This is a genomic window from Acinetobacter larvae (assembly GCF_001704115.1).
Taxonomy (GTDB): domain Bacteria; phylum Pseudomonadota; class Gammaproteobacteria; order Pseudomonadales; family Moraxellaceae; genus Acinetobacter; species Acinetobacter larvae.
Map to the genome: position 1 here is coordinate 1,896,934 of NZ_CP016895.1, position 20,476 is coordinate 1,917,409.

The following is a 20,476-nucleotide window of genomic DNA, read 5'->3' on the forward strand; positions in this document are numbered from 1 at the left end:
TGCAATGAATCTGCTCACTCAAAATCCTGTGTTGCCTGCGCTGTTTTTAAATCGCGTAACCATGGTGTTATGGTTAATCCAACCAACAAACCTTCTGGGCTGAGTAAACGCGTTACGTTCTGCCCCCAAGGTTCCTCACGATTGGCAATAAACAGATGAAATCCTTTGTTAAGTAATTTTTGTGTGGCAATTTTTAAATCTGCCACTTCAAAGTCAATCCATGCTTGTGGAACTGGTAAATCTTGAGGCCATTCACTGGCACTAAAACAGCATTCCGCCACATCACTTAATGACCATAATGCAAAGTGCTTTACACCTGAAAGCGCATCTTGTTCTGTTAAAAAATAATGATTATTTTGGGCTAAAGCTTTTAAGGGTAACTCTAAGATATCGGCATAGAATGCTTTACTTTTTTTGATGTCTTTGACGATAGGTCCGAAACCAGCTACAAATAATACTTGAATATCATCGAATTGCGTCATAATTCACTCACATTAAGGATTCACTCAGACGCTTTATACAATAGTTGAATGAGATGACATTTACTAGAAAAGCCAACGCATTGATCGGATTAATTTCATCAAAAGCGTGCTAGCAAACTAAAACGTCCCTAGCAGCTATTAAAATCAACCCTCGATTAAAATAAAGCTATTATGTGAAAATAAAGCTATTATATTAAAACCAAACTTCTACTTACTTATAGTAAGTTTATTTCTTTAAAAAAGTTTTTATAGGCAATGATTTTATCTGCTAAAGCCAATGGGTAAGCCCGAGATGAAGATGGCATGCGATGCAAAGTGAGTTCGCGCCCTGCCAAACGAGCCTGACTCGATCGACCGATAACGGGTTTAATGGTGTCAGTAGGAAAAGACTGCATCAGTGTTTCGGTCGCTTTATCCCCGGTGGTCATCAGATGATGACAGTCAGGAATTTTGAGCAGTAGTTTTTCTAGGTCTGTTGCTTGCACAACCTCTAGGAATTTATCTGCTGCATTGCCTTTTAAACGTCGTACTTGATAGGCGCTATCGTAAATAGCGATTCCTGTATGGTCTAGGAATTGTTTGATCTCAGCCAGTTTAAACTGCTTTGCAGTCGTGTCGATAAAATAATCACGATCATCATAAAAAATTGCGCCTAAAATACGCCACATATCATTTTGAAAGTTTGGATAATAAAAATCCATTTTCCAACGTATTTGCGGCGGCGGAAAACTTCCCAACATCAACAGTTTTGCTGAGGCAGGTAAATAAGGCGCTAAAGGGTGCGTTTCAATATCACACATCGCTGTTCTATATCATGCTATATCAATGAAGGTATGAGTAAAACATAATTGTGAGACAAAGTCATACTCTGAGTTTAGGGGCTTGCTTTGCCAGTGTCATGATTGACTTGCTTGTTATTATCCCCACTATAGGAAAAAGTATTTAAAATATGATCAGCCAATTGTTCAGCCCATAATTGATACATCGATTGGCTTGGATGAAAACCATCAGCAGCCATTTCTAATTTCAGTGCTTGAAATTTTTCTAACTCATAACGGATTAACTGATAATTCGGTTTTTGATCTACATAATACGCTAAGGCGTGATTCATTTGTTTTACATATTGACCGCATAACCAAGATAATGGTGCTTTAAGTGCGGGGAAATCATTCAGTGGTGGCACTTCAGTACAGAGTACCAGTAATGGGCTAAAACGTTGTTCAATCTCGGCATAAATATCTTGCTGCAAGACCATCCAATCTTGGGGTGAGGTCATGCGCGTCACATCATTCACCCCAATAGAGCTAATGACAACATCAAAATGTTGCGCCTCAAACTGTTGTATCACCTTTAACAGTTGTGAACTGGTACGCCCTGTTTTGGCATGTAGTTGATAATGCACAGTATAATAATCTTGCAATTCGGATAATAAATTACCCAATAATGCCTGCTGCTGTTCATCTACACCGACACCAGCCGCGGCAGAATCACCTAAGATTAAAATCGATAAGGGTCGACCTTGCCCAATACAGCCAGCACGATCACCTTGGGGTTCACTTAAACGCGGGGTATTTTTTTTCATAAAATACCCCTGTACGGCGATGACTGGAAATAAGGCATAGGTCATTAACTTGAGCATCGGTCTTTCCTTATACGATGATAGATCGCAAAATCAATGGAATAAAATGATTTTTAGCATACTATCAATCACGCAAGTCGCCTAGCCTTTGTCTTTAACCGTTGAGTTTATTCACCAAGCGTAGTGGTAAAACTTTCATCGCCAAACCTAAGGGTAACCATGGCCATTGTGGAACATAGGCTTTGGCAGGTTGTTTTTCAATGGCTTTAACCAGTAATTTAGCCCCGGTTTTTTCATCAATTTCAAAAGGTAAATGTTTGGCACCCTCATTCAACTCGGTGCGGATATAGCCGGGGAAAATAGTAGAAACTTTGATTGGACTATTGAGTAATTCTGCGCGAATCCCTTCTGCCAAGTGCGCCACAGCGGCTTTACTTGCAGCATAGGTAGACAGATGTTTGGGGAGACCACGCATAGCACTCATGGAAGACATCACCACTAAATGCCCTGAATTTTGTGCTCTAAAGATTTCCATGGCGGCTTCACATTGTGCCAATGCAGAGATAAAGTTGGTTTCTGCTGTTGCGCGGTTGATCTCAAAGTTTCCTTTACCTATACGCCGACCATTGCCTATCCCGGCATTGACAATGATACGGTCAATTTGAGTAAAATCTTGCTGAAAGGCTTTAAAGACGCTAAAAACCTGATCATAATCCGTCACATCCAAACTACGAGCAACGACTTTGATGCCGTATTGCTGTTGCAGTTCTTGTTGTAATTGCTCTAGTCGCTCTAAACGCCGTGCGCAAATAGCCAGATTATAGCCTTTACTGGCAAACTCTCTCGCCATTCCTGCACCTAGACCAGAACTTGCACCTGTAATTAAAATTGTTTTTGTCATGATGATGTCCCTAAATTAAAGCCACGTCAGTAAATGTGGCGCGTGTACTTTGATAAATTGATGTTCATTTAAACTTAACAGCTGTGCTTTTAAGTCTTGAATCCGTATGCTGCTGATACTGCAATTGGCAATCGACCAATTTAACTGAAATGTCTTGAGCATGGTTAAATCTAATAATTGTCCGACCGCAGTAGAAATAACCCCACCAGAGCTAAAGAGCAAAACATTCGCCGTGGGCTGCGTTGTTAAATATACAATGAGCTGTTCTAAGGCTTGAGCAATGCGTTGCTGAAATTGCTGCCAAGATTCTTGATAAAGATGCGCATATGTGGGATTGGACCATTGTCCTGCTGCTGCACTAAAAAGCTCATCAAAATATGCACTTGGATTATCAGCCTCGACAATGGCTTGTTTGAGCAAGGCGGGACTTTCAAAACGTTGATCATATTTGGCGAAGACTTGATGATGATCAAATTCATTCCACTGTGCATCAGTGTGGATCACAGCATCTGGAAAACTTTCTGTTAAAGCCAGCTTAGCCGTATCTTGGTGCCGCTGCATACTCCCCGCGATAACATGCGGCGGATGTTTGAGCAGATCTGCCAAATGACGCCCAAGCAATTGTGCCTGTAAACGCCCTTTATCAGACAAACAATCATAATTGTCGGCGCCAAATGATGCCTGACCATGCCGAATCAGATAAACTGTACTCATCGACCAAGCAATTCCTGTAGTTTCGGTAAATACTTTTGCACCAAATGATTAGCCTCAATTTTTTGCTGCGCGATCAATTTTAATGCACGAATATGCAAGGCATGAATAATCACCCAAAAATCTTTAAATGCGGGGTTATCGGTTTGTTTATGGTAATAACGATAATAAATTTGCTGTGCAATCACCGCTAAACGGAAAATTCCAAATACTTCATAGAAATTCCAGTTTTCGGGTTTGAGCCCAGTTTTGGCTAAATAATATTCTACAACCTGCTGACGACTGAACATGCCTTTTAAATGTGAAGGCTGACGACGTGTAGATTTAAAAATAAAATGATCATCTGCTTCCACCCAATAGGCCAATGCCGCACCAAGATCCATCAGCGGATCACCTAAGGTCGCCATTTCCCAATCTAAAATACCAATGATTTGGGTTGGATCTGCCGGATCTAAAATCACATTATCCATACGCCAGTCATTATGGATAATACAGGTCGCAGAATCTGCCGGAATATTTTCTTGTAGCCAGTTTCTAACATAGTCAAATGACGGTACATTCGGTGTTTGGGCTTTTTCATAGCGCTGATTCCAGCCTTCCACCTGACGTTTACAATATCCTTCGCCTTTGCCTAAATCTGCCAGCGCCGTTGTTTGATAATCAATTTGATGTAATGCAATCAATTGATCAAAGAAGTTACGGCACAGTTGTTCGACTTGCTCCGTATTTAAAGCAATCTCACTGGGTAATTCGGCACGCGGAATAATGCCCTCTATGCGTTGCATCACATAAAAATCACAGCCCAATACAGTTTGATCTTGGCACAGTGCCAACATGGTCGGTACCACAGGATAATACGGCTTTAAATGATGCTGCACATGATATTCACGCGCCATATCATGGGCAGACTTGGCTTTCGTGCCTTTGGGTGGGCGACGCAAAATTAAATCTGCATTTTTATAATGCAAGCGATAGGTCCAGTTAGATGCCCCTCCAGAATATTGTGTGAGCTGTACAGGACCTTCTACTGTGATATTTTGTTGTTGCAGCCATTGTTCAACTGCAGCAACATCTAACTCTTCACCCTGACGGACTTTACCGGCAACATCGATAACTGACATGTTTATAAATCCTTGTACTTCATACTAAATCGCGATGGTTGTGATGCTTGTATTACGTCTTTGCTGTCTATCTATTTTGAAACTTATACACTTTTTTAAAACCTATAAACTACTTTGCAACCGATAAGAATTGAAGCATATTTTCTAGGTTCTAGGTTCTAGGTTCTAGGTTCTAGGTTCTAGGTTCTAGGTTCTAGGTTCTAGGTTCTAGGTTCTAGGTTCTAGGTTCTAGGTTCTAGGTTCTTGCAGTTATTTAGGGCGACGACCATAGCCACGCTTTTTCAGCTCGAGTTTAGCAATCATGGCTTTATGTACTTCATCTGGTCCATCGGCCAAACGTAGCGCACGCGCTTGTGCAAAGAAACCTGTCAGTGCGGTATCGCGTGATAAACCTGCACCGCCGTGAATTTGTATCGCCATGTCAACAACTTGCTGTAATACTCGCGGTGCCACAACTTTAATCGCTGAGATTTCAGTTAAAGCCGCCATATTTCCTAAAGTATCCATTTTATAGGCAGCATACAAGGTTAATAAACGTGCTTGGTCTATGGCAACACGGGCTTCAGCCACACGCTCTAAGTTACCACCCAGCTTTAATAAGGGTGTACCACCAAATGCTGTACGCTCCATGCCCCGGTCTATCATCAGTTCTAAAGCTTTTTCTGCAGCACCGATACAGCGCATACAATGGTGAATACGTCCAGGTCCTAAGCGCCCTTGTGCAATTTCAAAACCTTGCCCAGGTCCACCAATAAAATGATCAAGTGGCACGCGAACATTGTTGAAACTCACCTCGCCATGTCCATGCGGTGCATCATAATCCCCAAATACTGGCAACATCCGCTCAATCTGTACACCCGGTGTATTGGCAGGAACCAATACCATCGAATGTTGATGATGACGATCTTTACTTGGATCTGGTGTATGTGCCATAAAAATCATGACTTTGGCATTGGGATCACCCAAACCAGATGCCCACCATTTACGACCATTAAGGACGATTTCATCGCCTTCTACAATCGCCGTCGCTTGCATATTGGTGGCATCGCTTGATGCAACTTGTGGCTCAGTCATACAAAATACTGAACGAATCTCACCTGCCAATAAAGGGCTTAGCCATTGTTGCTGTTGTTGTTCTGAACCATAACGCCACAATACTTCCATATTACCGCTGTCTGGCGCATTACAATTCAAAACGGTCGGTGCCAATAAACTACGACCAGAGCATTCTGCAATATGCGCATATTCTTGTACAGACAACCCTGCACCCAATTCAGGATCGGGTAAGAACATGTTCCAAAGTCCTGCTTGGCGTGCCTTCTGTTTGAGTTGCTCTAATTGTTCAGGCCATTGCCAGCTACGCCAATCACCATCTGGATTTAAACGATGTACATCATCCCAAAATTGTGGTTCAACGGGGGCGATTTCTTCATCAATAAACTTGCGTGTTCTTTCTAAAAAATCTTGTGCACGTGGGCTGAGTTCAAACATAATCCATCGCCTTTATTTTCCAATAAGTTCTTTACACAACATAGCCTAAAAACTAATATGAATGAAATGAATTAATTAGATATTGCATAATGCACAATATTCATAATCAACACGCCTTGGATTTATCCTTATTCCACGGCATTGATATCAATTTATACCCGCTTTTTATTGCTATTTATGAACAGAAAAGTATTTCTAAAGCTGCACTGAGCTTATATATCAGCCAGTCTGCTGCGAGTCATGCATTACAGCGCTTACGTAATCATTTTAAAGATGATTTATTTGTACGCGTCGGCGCGCAAATGTGTGCCACCGCTTTCGCCACACAGATTTATCCTGTGATTCGACAGGCATTATTGGACATTCAACACGTTGCCCTACAACAACAGAAATTTGATCCAAGCATGATCAATACCTTTAAGATCGCATTGCATGATGAAATAGAACCGTTAATTTTACCCAAATTGGTTGCGCATTTTGAGCAATTACAGCTTCAAGTAGAACTAAGTAGTATTAAACTCGATCGAAAAAATGTGGTAACCGATCTGGTAACACAGCAAATTGATTTTTTTATCGATCTAGAACAAGATTTTGGCCATAAAGTTCATTTTGATGCTTTATTGGCAGATCATTTTGTGGTGTGTAGTCAACAAGACAATATGAGCTTGCAACAATATTTAGCGGCACAACATATCGGTGTATCATCGCGGCGTAGTGGTATGTTAATTGAAGATATTTACCTCAATCGTTTACAACATTCTCGTCAATTAAGATTACGTTGTCAGCATTATGCCACAGCAATTGAGATATTAAGGCAACAAGCCGATTTAATGCTGACCTTACCCTATAGTATCTTGCAGCAATTTAGTTTAGATTCTCGATTACACGTATTTGATTTACCCTTTGAAATACCGAAAATGCAGCTCGGTTTATTTAGTGCCAAGGAGTTGCAACAAAATTCTAGGATTCAGTATTTACGCGAGCAAATATTTTCTATATTTGCTTAGGCTATTTAGCCTATTCACAGTTATATGCTGTATCGAGATATTGAGTTATAGCGATGTTATTTGAGTAGCTTCTGTTATGTTTGAGTTAGACACCTTTGATTTAAAGATTTTACAACTGGTGCAAGATAATGCGCGGATCTCTCAGCAAGAGCTGGGGCAACGAATACATTTATCAACTGCAGCAGTAAGTCGTCGCCTCAAACGCTTGGATGATGCAGGCGTTATACGCGCTTATCAAGCTGAAATCGACCCAAGCGCATTGGGTATTCATTTGAGTGTGATTGCGCTATTAGAGGTCAATGATGAAAGTCAGCTTGCTTTATCTGCCCTACGCCAGTCTTTTCTTGAGTGCCCTGCGATTCAACACAGTTATTATGTCACCGGTGAATGGGACTTTATTTTGATTTTTAAACTCCGTGATATGCAGCAATATACACAACTCAGCGAACAGTTATTTATACAACATGATAATGTAAAAAAATTTAAAAGTTTGGTTGTAATGCAGCAAGATAAAGCCTCACTGGCATTGCCTTTCTTTTAATATGTAGCGAATGCTTAGGCAAGTGATGATAATTCTAAGACATTAGCTATAGAGCTGAAGACACTGTGATAAGTGTTTTACCGAACTTCGTGCACATTCATTTGCACCGCATGTTTTAGCTGGTCCATATTTATTCCTTAAATTCTTGACATAAGGAATAAATCAACTTTTAAGTGTACATTCAACAAAACCAATCAACGCTATTAACTATTGCTACTTATTTTTCTACCTTCTTGTTTTTAAATTCATCCACATTAGAAAAGATATATTTGCAATGGCAAGTGTTAGAGGGAAACAGTATGTTAAGTTTATTATACTCCCATACTTATCTATTAAAACAACAAATGAGTTTAACTCATAGAGTTCTATATAATTACGATAGTAATTCTCGTAAATTAACCTAATACTCCCATATAAAAACAAAATGGAATTTATTATTGATAAATATTTAAAAAATAATTTTTTTCCTTTAAATAAAAGAAAAAATAAAAAAAATAAAATCACATATGAAACAAAAATATTGATTAAAAATATTCTTATATCACCTACATAACTTGCAATAAATTCATCATAACCATTCGTTCCACGCATATCATAATTATTCATAATACCAGAAAACCCATAAAAAAGATTAAACAGGATATACAAACTAAATATTATGTAGGCCATATAAAGTATCTTGTTTTTCATATTAGTCTAGACTTCTTATTGCAGCCCTTACTGGATGGTATTTCTTATATAACTCCCCCCCATAAGTTTGACCTAAATTATTTGCCTCCATATCTGATTTTGAATCCTCCCAAACATCAGCTCCATCTTTTATTAAGTCAACGATCTCTCCGCCGTATTGAGCAATATCAGTCCCTATTTTTGTTGAGCTATACTGTTTTCCAACATTATATGTAAAACGCTGAATTTTATCATATCCAGCATCTGATTCATTCTTTCTGATTACTGCTTCATATACATGATAAAAAGCAATAATCTCAGGTGTGGCTTTTTCTACATTCACCCCAAAAATATCACTAATCTCTTCAATTACAATATCAGACTCACTACTTCTTTTTAAGAAAAACTCAAATAACTCTTTCATAATATCCCTATAAACGTGTTTTGGATATTGCATATTTTGATTAGAAAATCGTTTAAAAATTTCCATTGCCTTTTTCACATACTTATTTTTAATATTTTCAGGATTATTAAAAATAGCGAGGTAATAAAATCAAATCGCCAAACCTAATTTTACACACACTATGCCTCGTACAATGTTAAATGATCAACACTGGTCTAAGTTAAAATCTATTTTCAGACATTTTAATATTTATCTCAAATTAAATTTACGAAATTTTATTGAAGCCATCTTATTTCGTATTAGAACGGGCTGCCCTTGGAGAGATTTACCTAAAGAATTTGGTAATCATAATTCAATCTTTAAAAAATATAATCGCTGGGCTAAAAATGATAAGCTTATGAATATATTTAAGTTATTTAGTAAATATGCTGACAAAGAATGGATTTTTATTGATGGCAGTCACGTCAGAGCACATCAACATTCAACAGGAATTAAGCATCAAGACATTTCTAAAAGTATCGGTGGTAATAGCTCTAAAATACATTTAGCAACTGATTCTAATGGTAATCCAATAGACTTTATTATTTCTGACGGGACATCTCATGACATAAAAATTGCCCCAGCCCTAGTATCAAAACTGGATTTGACTGAATCAGAAATACTATGTGCTGATAAAGGCTATGACTCTGAAAGTCTGAGAAATCAAATTGAAGCGACTAAAACAAAAGCGAACATTCCTAAAAAATCCAACACAAAATCTAGTAATGATTATATGGACTGGTATATGTATAAAATCAGGCACTTAGTTGAGAATACATTCTGCAGATTGAAACAGTTCAGAGGAGTTGCTACACGATATGACAAGCTAAAGCGTAATTATCAAAGTGCTGTTGCCTTAGCTTGTATCTATATTTGGTTGCCTCTTTAGATCAATTTATCGACTGTAAATATCAACACACCCTAGCTAATAATATGGCTAGGATCAATTGCCATTCTCGAGTTTGATATAACCATCACCAGATGTCAGTAAAGTCTCTTGACCATTCTCTACAAAGTCATGCAACTCATAAAGGATCTGTTTAGATTTTTGTTTTCCATACATAATGAGTATTTTAAGACTGCCTTTTCCGGTTATTTAAGGCTAGAATCCATTTATGTGATTGTAGTGAGTGAACATGTGTCTTTTACCTCTGAACAAGAATATCTTTCCCAATACCAAGCTACAGACTATCCCTCACCTTTAATGACGGTCGATATGGCGATCTTTGCGCTAAACGCGGGACAATTACAAATCTTATTGATTAAACGTTCCAACTACCCTGCCAAAGATCACTGGGCATTACCAGGTGGCTTTGTTGACTTAAAACAAGATCAAGATTTAATGGCATCTGCCAAACGTAAATTATTGCAAAAAACTGGCGTAGATTCACCTTATTTAGAACAAGTTGTCAGCATTGGCAATGCACAACGTGATCCGCGGGGATGGTCTATCACGGTATTGTATTTTGCCCTCATTGATTTCAATACGGTTATTCAACACAATGATCATCTTGAATATAGTGAATGGGTCAATCTGACCGATGCGCAAGATCTTGATTTAGCTTTTGATCATGCGCAGCTGTTGCAACTGGCCTTTGAACGCCTACAAAATAAAACCCGCTATACGACTTTACCGATTCGGCTTATGCCTGACTTATTTACTTTGACCGAGTTGCAACGTATTTATGAAATTATTTTAGGGCAGAGTTTGGAGAAAAAATCTTTTCGCCGACGCATGATTGAATCGGGCGTGGTAGAACAAACCGCACAACATAAAATCGCGGGCAAACGTCCTGCGCAATTATATCGTTTTGCACTACAACAGTATGATTTTCACTTCCCGCGCATGCTGGAATATCCACGACCAAATACCAATGCAATCGAGTGATCCGAAGCCCTCACCCTATATAAGAAAAACACCACATGCCATATTTAAAAAAGAGCAAAACAAACGCGATCCTACATATCACCCGCACTGTGTAGGATCGCTATCTTACTGTATTAACCGAAGAAACAATTAACCAAAGAAACAAGCACCTACTTCAACTTTGGCAAAGCATTGTTGTAACAGTGTCGCGCCATATTTGCGTTCTAGACGCTCCCAGCTTGATTGCTTCAATGGTAAGAACTCTAAACAGTCATTGCCCTCTGATGCTAAACAAAAGCGTATTTCATACTCTGGTTGTAAGATCTGATTGAGGGCAATAATCGTAGTATCACGATCTGCCGCATCACTGGCAAATGGCACCACAGATTTTTTATGTTTATAGCAAATGCTTAAATCAAAACCACGTGCATGATCGCGGTTAACCAATTCCACAGATAATTGCTCTGTATTTAAGATATCTTCGCAATATTGGATAATCTCCTCATCCAGCTCACGCCAATCAACCCTCATGACGATATCATTTCTACCTGAAATTAAATCTAAATAACTTTCTTCTGTCGCATAATCTAAATAAGCTTCAATCTGCTCTAAATTATGCGCGTCATCTTTATACATCATTGGGTGCTTACACCATTCAACTTTCGCAATGGCGCTATTATGCTGTGCGCTAGATCAGAACGACAAGCTCTGAATGCAAGGAATCTGACTTTATCTCTATATTTTCTCTATATCCATCGAAATATCGGCATATTAGCATTGCATCACGGTAAAAAAGAAAGATTTATTTGTAATTCAATACCAATCTCCTTATAATGCTGTCTCGCATTTTTGCGACGCAACTTTGCAAAAAGTTGTGACTCCTTGCTTCTGACCAATATGTTAGGGGCTGTATAAACCGTAAGGAGCTGACAATGCGTCACTACGAAATCGTACTCTTGGTACATCCAGACCAAAGCGATCAAGTGGTAGGTATGGTTGAACGCTATATCTCTCACATCAAAGAAGCTGATGGTCAAATTCACCGTCTAGAAGATTGGGGTCGTCGCCAATTGGCTTACCCAATTAACAAGATTCACAAAGCGCACTACATTTTAATGAATGTTGAAAGTAGCCAAACTACGCTTGACGAGCTAGAAGAATTATTCCGTTATAACGACGCAATCATTCGTAGCCTCATCATCCGTCGTGAACACGCAATCACTGAAGAATCTTTACTTGCTAAAAGTGCTGAAGAAAAACGTGCACGTAAAGCGCAACGTGAAGAAGCTCAGCAATCACAAGATTCTGTAGAAGCATAAGGAGAACCTCAATGGCACGTTTTTACCGTCGTCGCAAGTTCTGCCGCTTTACAGCTGAGAACGTGACTTATATCGACTACAAAGATATCGACACTTTAAAACAGTACATCACTGAAAACGGCAAGATCGTTCCTAGCCGTATCACGGGTACTAAGGCTCGTTATCAACGTCAATTAGCGCTCGCGATCAAACAAGCGCGTTATTTGGCTTTGATCCCTTACACTGACAACCATAAGTGAGGTGATCTGTGGACGTTATCTTATTACAACGCATTAAAAACCTAGGCAAACTAGGTGATAAAGTTTCTGTTAAAGCTGGTTACGGCCGTAACTTCTTGATCCCTCAAGGTAAAGCGGTAGCTGCAACTGAAGCAAACACGACTGCTTTTGAAGCGCGTCGTGCTGAGCTTGAGAAACAAGAAGCTGAAATCCTAGCAGCTGCGCAAGCACGTGCTGATCAATTGAACGAAGTAAACATCGTGATTACAGCGAAAGCTGGTGACGAAGGTAAACTGTTCGGTTCTATCGGTACTCGTGATATCGCTGACGCTTTAACCAATGCTGGCCTTGCTGTAGATCGTTCAGAAGTTCGCTTACCGAACGGTGCGCTACGTCACACTGGTGAGTTCAACATCGTAATTCAATTACACCATGATGTTGCAGCAGACGTACTTGTGACCATCGTGTCTGAGTAAGTTTTGCACTCAAAAAGGCATGCTTCGGCATGCTTTTTTTTGCTTAAAAATCCACTCTGGTCACTATTTATCATTTTTCTTGTTTGCCTTTGAAAATTACCTCCTCTTATTTTGTATAAACTGCTAAGCCAAATTAATATCTTCATGACATAACATATTAAAAAAACGCCCAACGTTAAACTGCACATTGGGCATTTTAAATCCTAAATGGCTTATAAGCTTGTTCGCTTCAAGACATATTTAGCCAATCAATACTTAGACAGCTAACATACTATTTAAAGTTTCAACCACATTTTTAGACTGTACTTTGCTTTGCAACTGTTGCAATGCCTGTTGTACCGTGCTGCGTTGTGGCTCAGCCAGAGTATACCAACGGCTTAAACTCTGTAATAACCGCGCCCCTACAATTGGGTTCTTCTCATCCAGATATGCTGCAAGCTCAATAAAATGCGCGACACCAAAACTCCATGCATGTACAGGATGTGCATTTAAGCCCCCTGTGACTGCACGAATACGGTTCGGTGTTTTTAAATCATAATCCGGATGTTCAGTGAGAGCCTGAATGCTTTGTACATCAGCCTCAGGATGCGACGCTTGTAATAAGAACCACTGATCTAGCGCTAAGGCTTCATCTTGATATTGTTGATAGAACGCAGCCAAAGCATCTTGTGCTTGTGATGCATTATTCCACACCAAGATTTTAAGTGCGCCCAATCGTTCAGACATATTTTGACTGTCTTTAAACTGTTGTGCTGCCAACTCAAAGACACTGAGGTCACCCTGACGCGCAATTAAACTCAGCATAATATTACGTAGTGCACGCACGCCCATGGCTTGTGAAAAATCTTTTTCTGTAGCAGGATCTAATGACAAGTAAATTGTTTTACACTGCTCACCCAACACCTTGGCTAATTGATTCAATAAAGCTTCGCGTTTCTCATGAATCATTTCCGGCTGATAATGCTCATCAATGCGGCTACCTAAATAACTTTCACTTGGCACATCCAACAACCGTGATGCCAATAATGGATCTCGCGCAATAATACTCGGTAAAGTTGCCGTAATCGCATCAAAATAAATTTGTGCAGGATGGTCATTGAGTAAAATACGCTCTAATAAAGTTTGCGTCGCTTGCCATTGATTAAAGCCATTATTTTCATACTGCAATAATAGCGCCAGATCTTGATCACTATAGTTAAAATCTAGATTGACTGGCGCCGAGAAATTACGCAGTAATGACGCGACAGGCGCTTGATCAATGCCTTTAAACTCCAGACTCGCTTCGGCTTGATCAAATAAATATACTGCCTCTGTTTGGTTATTTTCCACCAATGCATCATGTTGCAAGGTATATTTCTCACCCGTATGTGGGTTAAATAGTGCCAAAGCAACTGGAATAGGCACGGGTTTTAAATCTGGGTATTTGGCATGTGCTTTCAAGCTTTGTTTAAAGTCTAAACGGTAGCTCTGTTGCTCAGCATTATAATGCCCGCGTACTTCAAGTTTTGGTGTGCCTGGTTGGTTATACCATGTTAAAAATGCCGATAAATCTACTGTAGAACCGGCTGATAATGCGGCTATCCAATCCTCAACCGTAACGGCTTGACCATCATGACGACGGAAATATTCATCAGTCCCTGCACGATATTTTTCTTTGCCCAACAAGGTTGCCATCATGCGGTTAATTTCAGCGCCTTTTTCATAGACTGTGGCGGTATAAAAGTTATTAATTTCAACAAAATGATCTGGTCGTGGCGGATGTGATAAAGGTCCTGCATCTTCTGGAAATTGATGTGCTTTGAGCACAGCGACATCATCAATACGTTGTACTGCTGCAGACTGTAGATCTTCTGAAAAAGATTGATCACGAAATACTGTCAAACCTTCTTTTAAGCACAGCTGGAACCAATCACGGCAAGTAATACGGTTACCGGTCCAGTTGTGAAAATATTCATGGGCTATCACCGATTGCACCCGCATAATCGCCGCATCGGTCGTATAGGCTTCGTCTGCCAATACGCATGAGGTATTAAAAATATTAAGCCCTTTATTTTCCATCGCCCCCATATTGAATTGGCTCACCGCCACGATCATATAATTATCTAGATCATAAGGGCGCCCATAATGCTCTTCATCCCAACGCATAGAATGTTTTAAAGCTTGCATAGCAATATGGCATTTAGGAATATCTTTTTCGACCGCATATATTTCTAGTGCAACATCACGACCTTCTGACGTGACGTAATGATCACGTAACACGGCTAAATCACCAATCACACAGGCAAATAAATAACTTGGTTTTTTGGTGGGGTCTTGCCAAATAGCATAGTGACGATTATCTCCCACTGTACCAGTTTCAATAAGATTACCATTGGCCAATAAAACTGGAAATGTTTTATCAGCTTCCACACGCGTCGTAAAAACCGATAAAACATCTGGGCGATCAGGATAAAACGTTATTTTACGAAAACCTTCCGGCTCATTTTGCGTCACATATAGATTATCACCCGCCTGATATAACCCCTCTAGCATGGTATTATTTTCTGGATGGATTATCACTTCTGTTTCTAACAGCAATTGCTCTGGTGCATCTAAAATAACCAGCTGTTCGGTATCGAGTCGATAATCTTTTTCAGTCAGGGCTCGTCCATTTATACGCACAGCAACAAGTTGCAAATCACGCCCCAATAAACACAGCTCTCCAGCGCTTTGACGCTGCATCTGCAATTTGGCTAAAACACGCGTATGATCGGCATGCACTTGGATATCTAAATCAATATGCTCTACGGCAAAAGTAGGTTTTTGGTAATCTTTTAAATAAATCGTTGAGTCGATTGCTGGCGTAGCATTCGCCGAGATGTTCATCATATCGTTATCCTAATCTGAATGCGCATGCTGTAAAATATGAGCCTTAACAGCATCATTTGCAATTGTTAATCTTTATCGGGGTATTTTAAAATTTTACAATGGTCTAGCCCCGTTGCTTTCATATAAAAAGACCTTTTTGTTGTATAAATAGTCAACTTGATCGGCAAGATCTTCATAACACATCATTACAGCCCGATACCCTGTATACTCACGGCAAATATGGTGCAATCAGGAGGGGCAATGTTCGCACAAATTCTCAATAAACAACTCGATGAGAGTCAGCTTTGCCCGATCTGCCGCGCATCGATGTTTTATATTGAAGCAGAAGAATATGATAAACCCTTGAACTATTTTCAATGCAGTCACTGTCAACACCAAATCTATATTGAGGATCAACGCAGTTGTCATTGCGAAGCCTGCCAAAAACAGCGTAAAAAACAAATTCAAGCGACACGCCTACAAGAACAACGTCTGTACCAACAAGATGAGCATAAGGATGAATATGAGCTACAGCAGCTTAACTTTATGCAGCAATTATTTTTACTCAGCTTATTGGATGAAACAGTACAAGAAGGTGCACAATATACAGAATATTTAGATTGGGAAAAAATCAAATATTACCCGATTACGCCAAATTATTATTTTCAATATCAGTTACTGCAACAACTCCTCAAACAAAAAATTTTAATTTCTCGTGCCCAAGATTATGGGCAAGCGCAGTATTATTTAAATTTACGTTTAGATGGATACCGTGAACCCAGTCTATTTAGTGTTGTACAACAACTTAGACTACACTTTTATCATCATCTCAGTCGTGGTCTGCCCTTTAAATCTGCCGATGAGGTTCAATCTGCCTTAAAGATGGTGTTATACCAAGAAGTCATACAGTTTATGCAGTATTACTGTAAAACATGGGGAGTACAGATTGCCGGGAATCGCCAATTTCAACAGTATTGCTTTACTTTACTGGACCATTTAGCAGTAGGTCAGATTTATTATCTATTACAAAATGCTTTAGAATATCTCCACCAACAAAAAGCCTTACAAGCTAAAAATGACAATTTTATCAATACCAATATTTTGCGTAAGACGATTCAACAATATCGCGAACGTGGACTCAAGGAAAAGTGGGAAACCCCAACCCTACCACGTCCACAGCAATTGCCCCTGAGCCAAATGAGTCTAATTTTATTTTATAAATTTTTAGGCTACGACGATCATATTTTTTTCCAGCCCATGTTACATAGCTGGAAAAAAATTGAACCACGCCTAAAATTTTACTCACAAAAACGTTGTATGAATTGCGGGTCTGAACAGCTCCGGGTGGAGTATGATGCTCAACATTATGTATCACTGTGCTGTGAGCTGTGTAATCACCAAGACCACTATTTCACCCAATAGTATTGTCTACCGATAGTATTTTCGCTCAATAACATTTTCACCGGATAGCATTTTGTTTTACACTGGGCTACTTTAGCTCAGTCAGCTGAGCAACATTCCTGATACCATATTTGCCATAACAGTCGCTTACTACACTGGATTTGTCCATGTCATTGCTCACCCAAGATCAGATTTGCCAACAGATCATACAAGCCCATCATGATTTAATCGTACAACAACCCTTGGTACACTGTATTACCAATCATGTTGCTTCGAATTATGTTGCCAACGTCTTATTGGCAGCAGGTGCTTCACCAGCAATGATTGACAACCCGCATGAAGCCGCCGCTTTTGCTTCGGTCAGTGCCGCACTCAGTATTAATCTTGGCACGCCAACTGAACAACAGATGCAAGCGATACCTTTGGCCATACAGGCTGCCAAACAACAGCAACGCCCTTGGGTACTTGACCCTGTAGGCTATGGTGCTGTATTACATTGGCGCAGTCATATGGTCGATCAGTTACTCGACTTACATCCACAAGTGATTCGTGGTAATGCCTCTGAACTCAGTGCATTGGCAGGACAACAGATTGAATCCAAAGGGGTTGACGCAAGCGTAGCCAGTGAACAAGTTTATCAGCACTGTCTAGGTTTATTGGCATATAGTGATTGTGTGGCTATTTCGGGTGCAGCAGATTATATCTTATGGGGTGCACAACACTGCTTAGTACGAGTAGATGGTGGTAGCGCTTTACAACCTCGCATAACAGCAACAGGTTGTGCTTTAGGAGCTTTGATTGCTGCCTATTGTGCGGTGGCAGAAGTTGGTATTGCTACCATTGCTGCACATGCCCATTTTGCCATTGCCGCACAACTGGCGGCACAACAACATCAACATTTAGGTCACTTTGCAGTTGCATTCATGGACCACATTCAAAGTCTAGATGCACAGCAATTACAAAGCCATTTAAAGCTGCACTTAAGCCCTCTAAAAGACTAAACTGGCAATGCAGTACATTTCACTCACAGAACTCAGGTATAATCCGCTGTTTGAAACATTTTTAGATTTGAAATAAAAGGGTCATCAAGGGCTTACCATCAAATTGGTTTAACATCACCCCGCAATAGGGATTGGTTTTTTTAAATAGGTTGTTCTTATGGCTGTAGAATTGAGTATGTTGCAACGTCTATGGGCTGAGCCAGAACTCATACCCTATCATTGCTGTGTACTGAGCTTATTTATTTTAAGTGCGGCTGAAATTGTTGGCTATTATATTAAATTACGTCCCAGTACATTTTTAAAACCGATATTACCGCAATGGATTAGTCAGTCGCCATTATTACAGATTAAATTTTCAAAAATCCTGATTTTGGTTTTTCTATTGCTTAATCTAAGTTTTGCAGGTTACTTTTTACAGTTTTGTATTTATGCATCACAACAACATTTTAGCCCGTGGTATTACACGATTATCCCTGCTTTAATTCTCGCGATTATCTTTACCGTCTTTATGATCCACTGCTTAGATCAAGTGATTAAACCCAAAGTCACGACCAATGCAGTCAATTTAATCGGTCGTTTGGCCACGATCTCTAGTGGTAGTGCTCGACCAGGCTTCTCTGCTCAAGCGCGGGTACGCGATGAGTTTGGTCGTTTGCATTATGTTCAGGTTGAACCTGAGTTTGGCGAACTCGAGCTGCAATCACAAGTAATCTTAATCCGCCATATTCAAACCCACTATATTGCCAAGAAAGTCAGTGCATCAAATCATCTCTTTGGCTTAAAGGCCAAAGTACCCTCTTTATAGCAATACGTAAAAGAACAATGCGCAAGAGAATAACATTCCAGCTTTGCTTAAATACTCAAGTTGCGCTTTATACCGTACCTCCCCATTACCAACGGTATTTGTCCCAGTTTTCAGGATTCGCCCAAAACTTGGCATTTAACCAATCGGGTACTTGTTTATAGGTCAAGATATTAAATTGCCAGCACTGCAATGCATATTGCGCCGTATTTCCAGCGCTAGCATCCAGTAATTGCTGAAATCCTAAAGCACGTAATTGCGGGGTTTGCGCTTGATGGGCAATGAGCACAATACGTTTTGCCCATAAATCGCGTAATTTCACCAGTAACTGATTTTGCTGCGACAACGGCAACACGGTAAATTCTTCACTATAAAAAAATACCACAGCTAAATCATATCGCTGAGTAAAGGGCAGATTTAACAGCTCAGATGCGTTAAAATGCTGCCATTGAATAGTATCTTGTTGGTATTGGACCTGTTGACCAATACAAAGTGCAGTTTGTATAGGCTGTTGTTGCGATAAATCGTCTAGCATAGAAGTGATGACCTGTTGCAAAGCCATAACTGCACCTCTTTTAAATGTGAGTATAAACGTATGGAACTACAAGGCATTTGTCATAAAATGCATGCAGCATTAATTCCTGCTAGTGTAACTGATCAAGCGACTCACACAGCACATGTAGAATATAAATTTATTTTAGATCGTTCAGAAACCGAGCTTCCCTTTGCCCTTGGGCAATCGCTAGAAATTGAATGGACTGGAAAAATATACTGTGTTTCCTGTGGTGCAAAAACCTCCAAATCGTATGCACAAGGACATTGCTTTAAATGCTTTAAAACCAAAGCATCCTGCGATATGTGTATTATGAAACCCGAAACCTGTCATTATCATCTTGGTACCTGCCGTGAAGAAAGTTTTGCTGAACAGGTTTGTTTCCAACCGCATATTGTCTATTTAGCCAATTCCAGTGCATTAAAAGTCGGTATTACCCGTTTGGGACAAATGCCTACCCGTTGGCTTGATCAAGGTGCAACACAAGCCTTACCGATTTTTAAAGTCGGTTCAAGACGTTTATCTGGGCAACTAGAAATTTTATTTGGCACCCAAGTTGCCGATAAAACAGATTGGCGTAAATTACTCAAAGGTGAAGCTGAACCCATTGAATTACCAACCATTCGAGATGAGCTCATCAGCTCTTTTCAAGCGCAGATTGAAAAAATTCGTGATGAATTTAGCCAAAACTTACAGTTCAATGAAAGTATTGAAATCTTAGAGCAAGAACCAGCACGGCAATTTATCTATCCTGTTGCGCATTATCCTGAAAAGATTAAATCACATAATCTCGATAAAACCCCAGTCATCCGCGGAAAATTGCAAGGGATTAAGGGGCAATATTTATTGCTCGATACTGGTGTGATTAATATCCGTAAATATACGGGCTATGAACTGATTATTCGGACTGAATAAGCCTTCACCTCACTGTACAATGCCTTGTGATAATCTTAGACGTCATTATAAGGTTTGATAAGGCATGTACGCCTTTCAATACCGCGCAATCGGTACGCGATTATCACGATCTTTGTATCGCTAAAATACATTC

22 protein-coding genes are annotated in these 20,476 nt (G+C 39.7%); 11 read left to right on the plus strand and 11 right to left on the minus strand.

All coding sequences use genetic code 11. The annotated features are described in order from the left end of the window. Positions 1-14 precede the first annotated feature (14 nt). The 7 genes from BFG52_RS08645 to BFG52_RS08675 all read right to left on the minus strand — a co-directional run bounded on the left by BFG52_RS08645 (position 15) and on the right by BFG52_RS08675 (position 6,285). Positions 15-482: a VOC family protein gene (locus tag BFG52_RS08645; RefSeq protein WP_067554802.1), complete on the minus strand. Its 468-nt coding sequence runs from the start codon at positions 480-482 to the stop codon at positions 15-17. 215 nt (positions 483-697) lie between these two features. Next, positions 698-1,282, minus strand: a complete 585-nt coding sequence (locus tag BFG52_RS08650) for a uracil-DNA glycosylase family protein (RefSeq protein WP_067554805.1) — start codon at positions 1,280-1,282, stop codon at positions 698-700. A gap of 74 nt (positions 1,283-1,356) precedes the next feature. After that, positions 1,357-2,121: an SGNH/GDSL hydrolase family protein gene (locus tag BFG52_RS08655; protein ID WP_067554808.1), complete on the minus strand. Its 765-nt coding sequence runs from the start codon at positions 2,119-2,121 to the stop codon at positions 1,357-1,359. A 94-nt stretch (positions 2,122-2,215) separates the two neighbouring features. Continuing rightward, complete coding sequence (locus tag BFG52_RS08660; RefSeq protein ID WP_067554811.1) at positions 2,216-2,962, minus strand: SDR family oxidoreductase; 747 nt, start codon at positions 2,960-2,962, stop codon at positions 2,216-2,218. Positions 2,963-2,977: 15 nt separating this feature from the next. Next, positions 2,978-3,676: a histidine phosphatase family protein gene (locus BFG52_RS08665; protein ID WP_067554814.1), complete on the minus strand. Its 699-nt coding sequence runs from the start codon at positions 3,674-3,676 to the stop codon at positions 2,978-2,980. Next, on the minus strand, positions 3,673-4,794 hold the full coding sequence (locus BFG52_RS08670) for a phosphotransferase family protein (RefSeq protein WP_067554817.1): 1,122 nt from the start codon (positions 4,792-4,794) through the stop codon (positions 3,673-3,675). The genes BFG52_RS08665 and BFG52_RS08670 overlap by 4 nt, the downstream gene beginning before the upstream one ends. 249 nt (positions 4,795-5,043) lie before the next feature. Next, positions 5,044-6,285 carry an acyl-CoA dehydrogenase family protein gene (locus tag BFG52_RS08675; RefSeq protein ID WP_067554820.1) on the minus strand — a complete coding sequence of 414 codons (1,242 nt, stop codon included), beginning with the start codon at positions 6,283-6,285 and terminating at the stop codon, positions 5,044-5,046. Between the two features lie 89 nt (positions 6,286-6,374). On the opposite strand from BFG52_RS08675, the gene BFG52_RS08680 reads away from it, so the two are divergent. After that, entirely contained in the window at positions 6,375-7,292 is a 918-nt protein-coding gene (locus BFG52_RS08680) for a LysR family transcriptional regulator (protein WP_067554823.1), read from the plus strand. Positions 7,293-7,368: 76 nt separating this feature from the next. Beyond that, positions 7,369-7,833, plus strand: coding sequence for an Lrp/AsnC family transcriptional regulator (locus BFG52_RS08685; protein ID WP_067554826.1), 465 nt, complete (start codon positions 7,369-7,371; stop codon positions 7,831-7,833). Between the two features lie 691 nt (positions 7,834-8,524). Here the strand turns inward: BFG52_RS08685 and BFG52_RS08695 are convergent. Further along, positions 8,525-8,992 (minus strand): hypothetical protein, encoded by a 468-nt coding sequence (locus BFG52_RS08695; protein WP_067554832.1) that lies wholly within the window; start codon positions 8,990-8,992, stop codon positions 8,525-8,527. A gap of 94 nt (positions 8,993-9,086) precedes the next feature. On the opposite strand from BFG52_RS08695, the gene BFG52_RS08700 reads away from it, so the two are divergent. Further along, on the plus strand, positions 9,087-9,833 hold the full coding sequence (locus BFG52_RS08700) for an IS5 family transposase (protein WP_067554834.1): 747 nt from the start codon (positions 9,087-9,089) through the stop codon (positions 9,831-9,833). 249 nt (positions 9,834-10,082) lie between these two features. Further along, positions 10,083-10,832, plus strand: a complete 750-nt coding sequence (gene ntrR / locus BFG52_RS08705; protein WP_067559342.1) for an ADPR responsive transcriptional repressor NtrR — start codon at positions 10,083-10,085, stop codon at positions 10,830-10,832. Positions 10,833-10,961: 129 nt separating this feature from the next. On the opposite strand, the gene BFG52_RS08710 is transcribed toward ntrR, so the two are convergent. After that, positions 10,962-11,450 (minus strand): hypothetical protein, encoded by a 489-nt coding sequence (locus BFG52_RS08710; protein WP_179946355.1) that lies wholly within the window; start codon positions 11,448-11,450, stop codon positions 10,962-10,964. A gap of 293 nt (positions 11,451-11,743) precedes the next feature. On the opposite strand from BFG52_RS08710, the gene rpsF reads away from it, so the two are divergent. From rpsF to rplI, 3 genes are read left to right on the plus strand one after another with little or no spacing between them, the layout of a single operon-like run. Beyond that, positions 11,744-12,130, plus strand: coding sequence for a 30S ribosomal protein S6 (rpsF, locus tag BFG52_RS08715; RefSeq protein ID WP_067554837.1), 387 nt, complete (start codon positions 11,744-11,746; stop codon positions 12,128-12,130). A gap of 11 nt (positions 12,131-12,141) precedes the next feature. Then, positions 12,142-12,369, plus strand: coding sequence for a 30S ribosomal protein S18 (rpsR, locus tag BFG52_RS08720; RefSeq protein ID WP_004719336.1), 228 nt, complete (start codon positions 12,142-12,144; stop codon positions 12,367-12,369). An 8-nt stretch (positions 12,370-12,377) separates the two neighbouring features. Next, complete coding sequence (rplI, locus tag BFG52_RS08725) at positions 12,378-12,824, plus strand: 50S ribosomal protein L9 (protein ID WP_067554840.1); 447 nt, start codon at positions 12,378-12,380, stop codon at positions 12,822-12,824. A gap of 255 nt (positions 12,825-13,079) precedes the next feature. On the opposite strand, the gene pepN is transcribed toward rplI, so the two are convergent. Beyond that, positions 13,080-15,689 carry an aminopeptidase N gene (gene pepN, locus BFG52_RS08730; protein ID WP_067559351.1) on the minus strand — a complete coding sequence of 870 codons (2,610 nt, stop codon included), beginning with the start codon at positions 15,687-15,689 and terminating at the stop codon, positions 13,080-13,082. Positions 15,690-15,932: 243 nt separating this feature from the next. Here pepN and BFG52_RS08735 point away from each other — a divergent pair, with 243 nt between their 5' ends. The 3 genes from BFG52_RS08735 to BFG52_RS08745 all read left to right on the plus strand — a co-directional run bounded on the left by BFG52_RS08735 (position 15,933) and on the right by BFG52_RS08745 (position 18,878). After that, a complete protein-coding gene (locus tag BFG52_RS08735; protein WP_067554843.1) occupies positions 15,933-17,093 on the plus strand; it encodes a hypothetical protein in 1,161 nt (386 codons plus the stop codon). Positions 17,094-17,245: 152 nt separating this feature from the next. Continuing rightward, entirely contained in the window at positions 17,246-18,073 is an 828-nt protein-coding gene (gene thiM / locus BFG52_RS08740) for a hydroxyethylthiazole kinase (protein WP_407639247.1), read from the plus strand. Between the two features lie 175 nt (positions 18,074-18,248). Then, the gene (locus tag BFG52_RS08745) at positions 18,249-18,878 is read left to right on the plus strand and encodes an OB-fold-containig protein (RefSeq protein WP_067559356.1); all 630 of its coding nucleotides are present in this window, start codon (positions 18,249-18,251) and stop codon (positions 18,876-18,878) included. A gap of 85 nt (positions 18,879-18,963) precedes the next feature. On the opposite strand, the gene BFG52_RS08750 is transcribed toward BFG52_RS08745, so the two are convergent. Continuing rightward, positions 18,964-19,437, minus strand: a complete 474-nt coding sequence (locus BFG52_RS08750) for a DUF6231 family protein (protein WP_067554850.1) — start codon at positions 19,435-19,437, stop codon at positions 18,964-18,966. 33 nt (positions 19,438-19,470) lie between these two features. Between BFG52_RS08750 and BFG52_RS08755 the strand changes: the two genes are divergently transcribed. After that, positions 19,471-20,343: a DUF2797 domain-containing protein gene (locus tag BFG52_RS08755; protein ID WP_067554853.1), complete on the plus strand. Its 873-nt coding sequence runs from the start codon at positions 19,471-19,473 to the stop codon at positions 20,341-20,343. The last annotated feature ends 133 nt before the right edge of the window (positions 20,344-20,476 follow it).

Bases quoted from the DNA above. Each gene is read 5' to 3' on its own strand.
- BFG52_RS08665 (WP_067554814.1), bottom strand. From the start codon at position 3,676: ATGAGTACAGTTTATCTGATTCGGCATGGTCAGGCATCATTTGGCGCC.
- BFG52_RS08655 (WP_067554808.1), bottom strand. From the start codon at position 2,121: ATGCTCAAGTTAATGACCTATGCCTTATTTCCAGTCATCGCCGTACAG.
- BFG52_RS08700 (WP_067554834.1), top strand. From the start codon at position 9,087: ATGCCTCGTACAATGTTAAATGATCAACACTGGTCTAAGTTAAAATCT.
- BFG52_RS08680 (WP_067554823.1), top strand. From the start codon at position 6,375: ATGCACAATATTCATAATCAACACGCCTTGGATTTATCCTTATTCCAC.
- BFG52_RS08735 (WP_067554843.1), top strand. From the start codon at position 15,933: ATGTTCGCACAAATTCTCAATAAACAACTCGATGAGAGTCAGCTTTGC.
- BFG52_RS08710 (WP_179946355.1), bottom strand. From the start codon at position 11,450: ATGATGTATAAAGATGACGCGCATAATTTAGAGCAGATTGAAGCTTAT.
- BFG52_RS08750 (WP_067554850.1), bottom strand. From the start codon at position 19,437: ATGGCTTTGCAACAGGTCATCACTTCTATGCTAGACGATTTATCGCAA.
- BFG52_RS08755 (WP_067554853.1), top strand. From the start codon at position 19,471: ATGGAACTACAAGGCATTTGTCATAAAATGCATGCAGCATTAATTCCT.
- BFG52_RS08650 (WP_067554805.1), bottom strand. From the start codon at position 1,282: ATGTGTGATATTGAAACGCACCCTTTAGCGCCTTATTTACCTGCCTCA.
- BFG52_RS08685 (WP_067554826.1), top strand. From the start codon at position 7,369: ATGTTTGAGTTAGACACCTTTGATTTAAAGATTTTACAACTGGTGCAA.
- pepN (WP_067559351.1), bottom strand. From the start codon at position 15,689: ATGAACATCTCGGCGAATGCTACGCCAGCAATCGACTCAACGATTTAT.
- rpsR (WP_004719336.1), top strand. From the start codon at position 12,142: ATGGCACGTTTTTACCGTCGTCGCAAGTTCTGCCGCTTTACAGCTGAG.
- BFG52_RS08695 (WP_067554832.1), bottom strand. From the start codon at position 8,992: ATGGAAATTTTTAAACGATTTTCTAATCAAAATATGCAATATCCAAAA.
- BFG52_RS08670 (WP_067554817.1), bottom strand. From the start codon at position 4,794: ATGTCAGTTATCGATGTTGCCGGTAAAGTCCGTCAGGGTGAAGAGTTA.
- BFG52_RS08660 (WP_067554811.1), bottom strand. From the start codon at position 2,962: ATGACAAAAACAATTTTAATTACAGGTGCAAGTTCTGGTCTAGGTGCA.
- BFG52_RS08645 (WP_067554802.1), bottom strand. From the start codon at position 482: ATGACGCAATTCGATGATATTCAAGTATTATTTGTAGCTGGTTTCGGA.
- BFG52_RS08675 (WP_067554820.1), bottom strand. From the start codon at position 6,285: ATGTTTGAACTCAGCCCACGTGCACAAGATTTTTTAGAAAGAACACGC.
- rpsF (WP_067554837.1), top strand. From the start codon at position 11,744: ATGCGTCACTACGAAATCGTACTCTTGGTACATCCAGACCAAAGCGAT.
- BFG52_RS08745 (WP_067559356.1), top strand. From the start codon at position 18,249: ATGTTGCAACGTCTATGGGCTGAGCCAGAACTCATACCCTATCATTGC.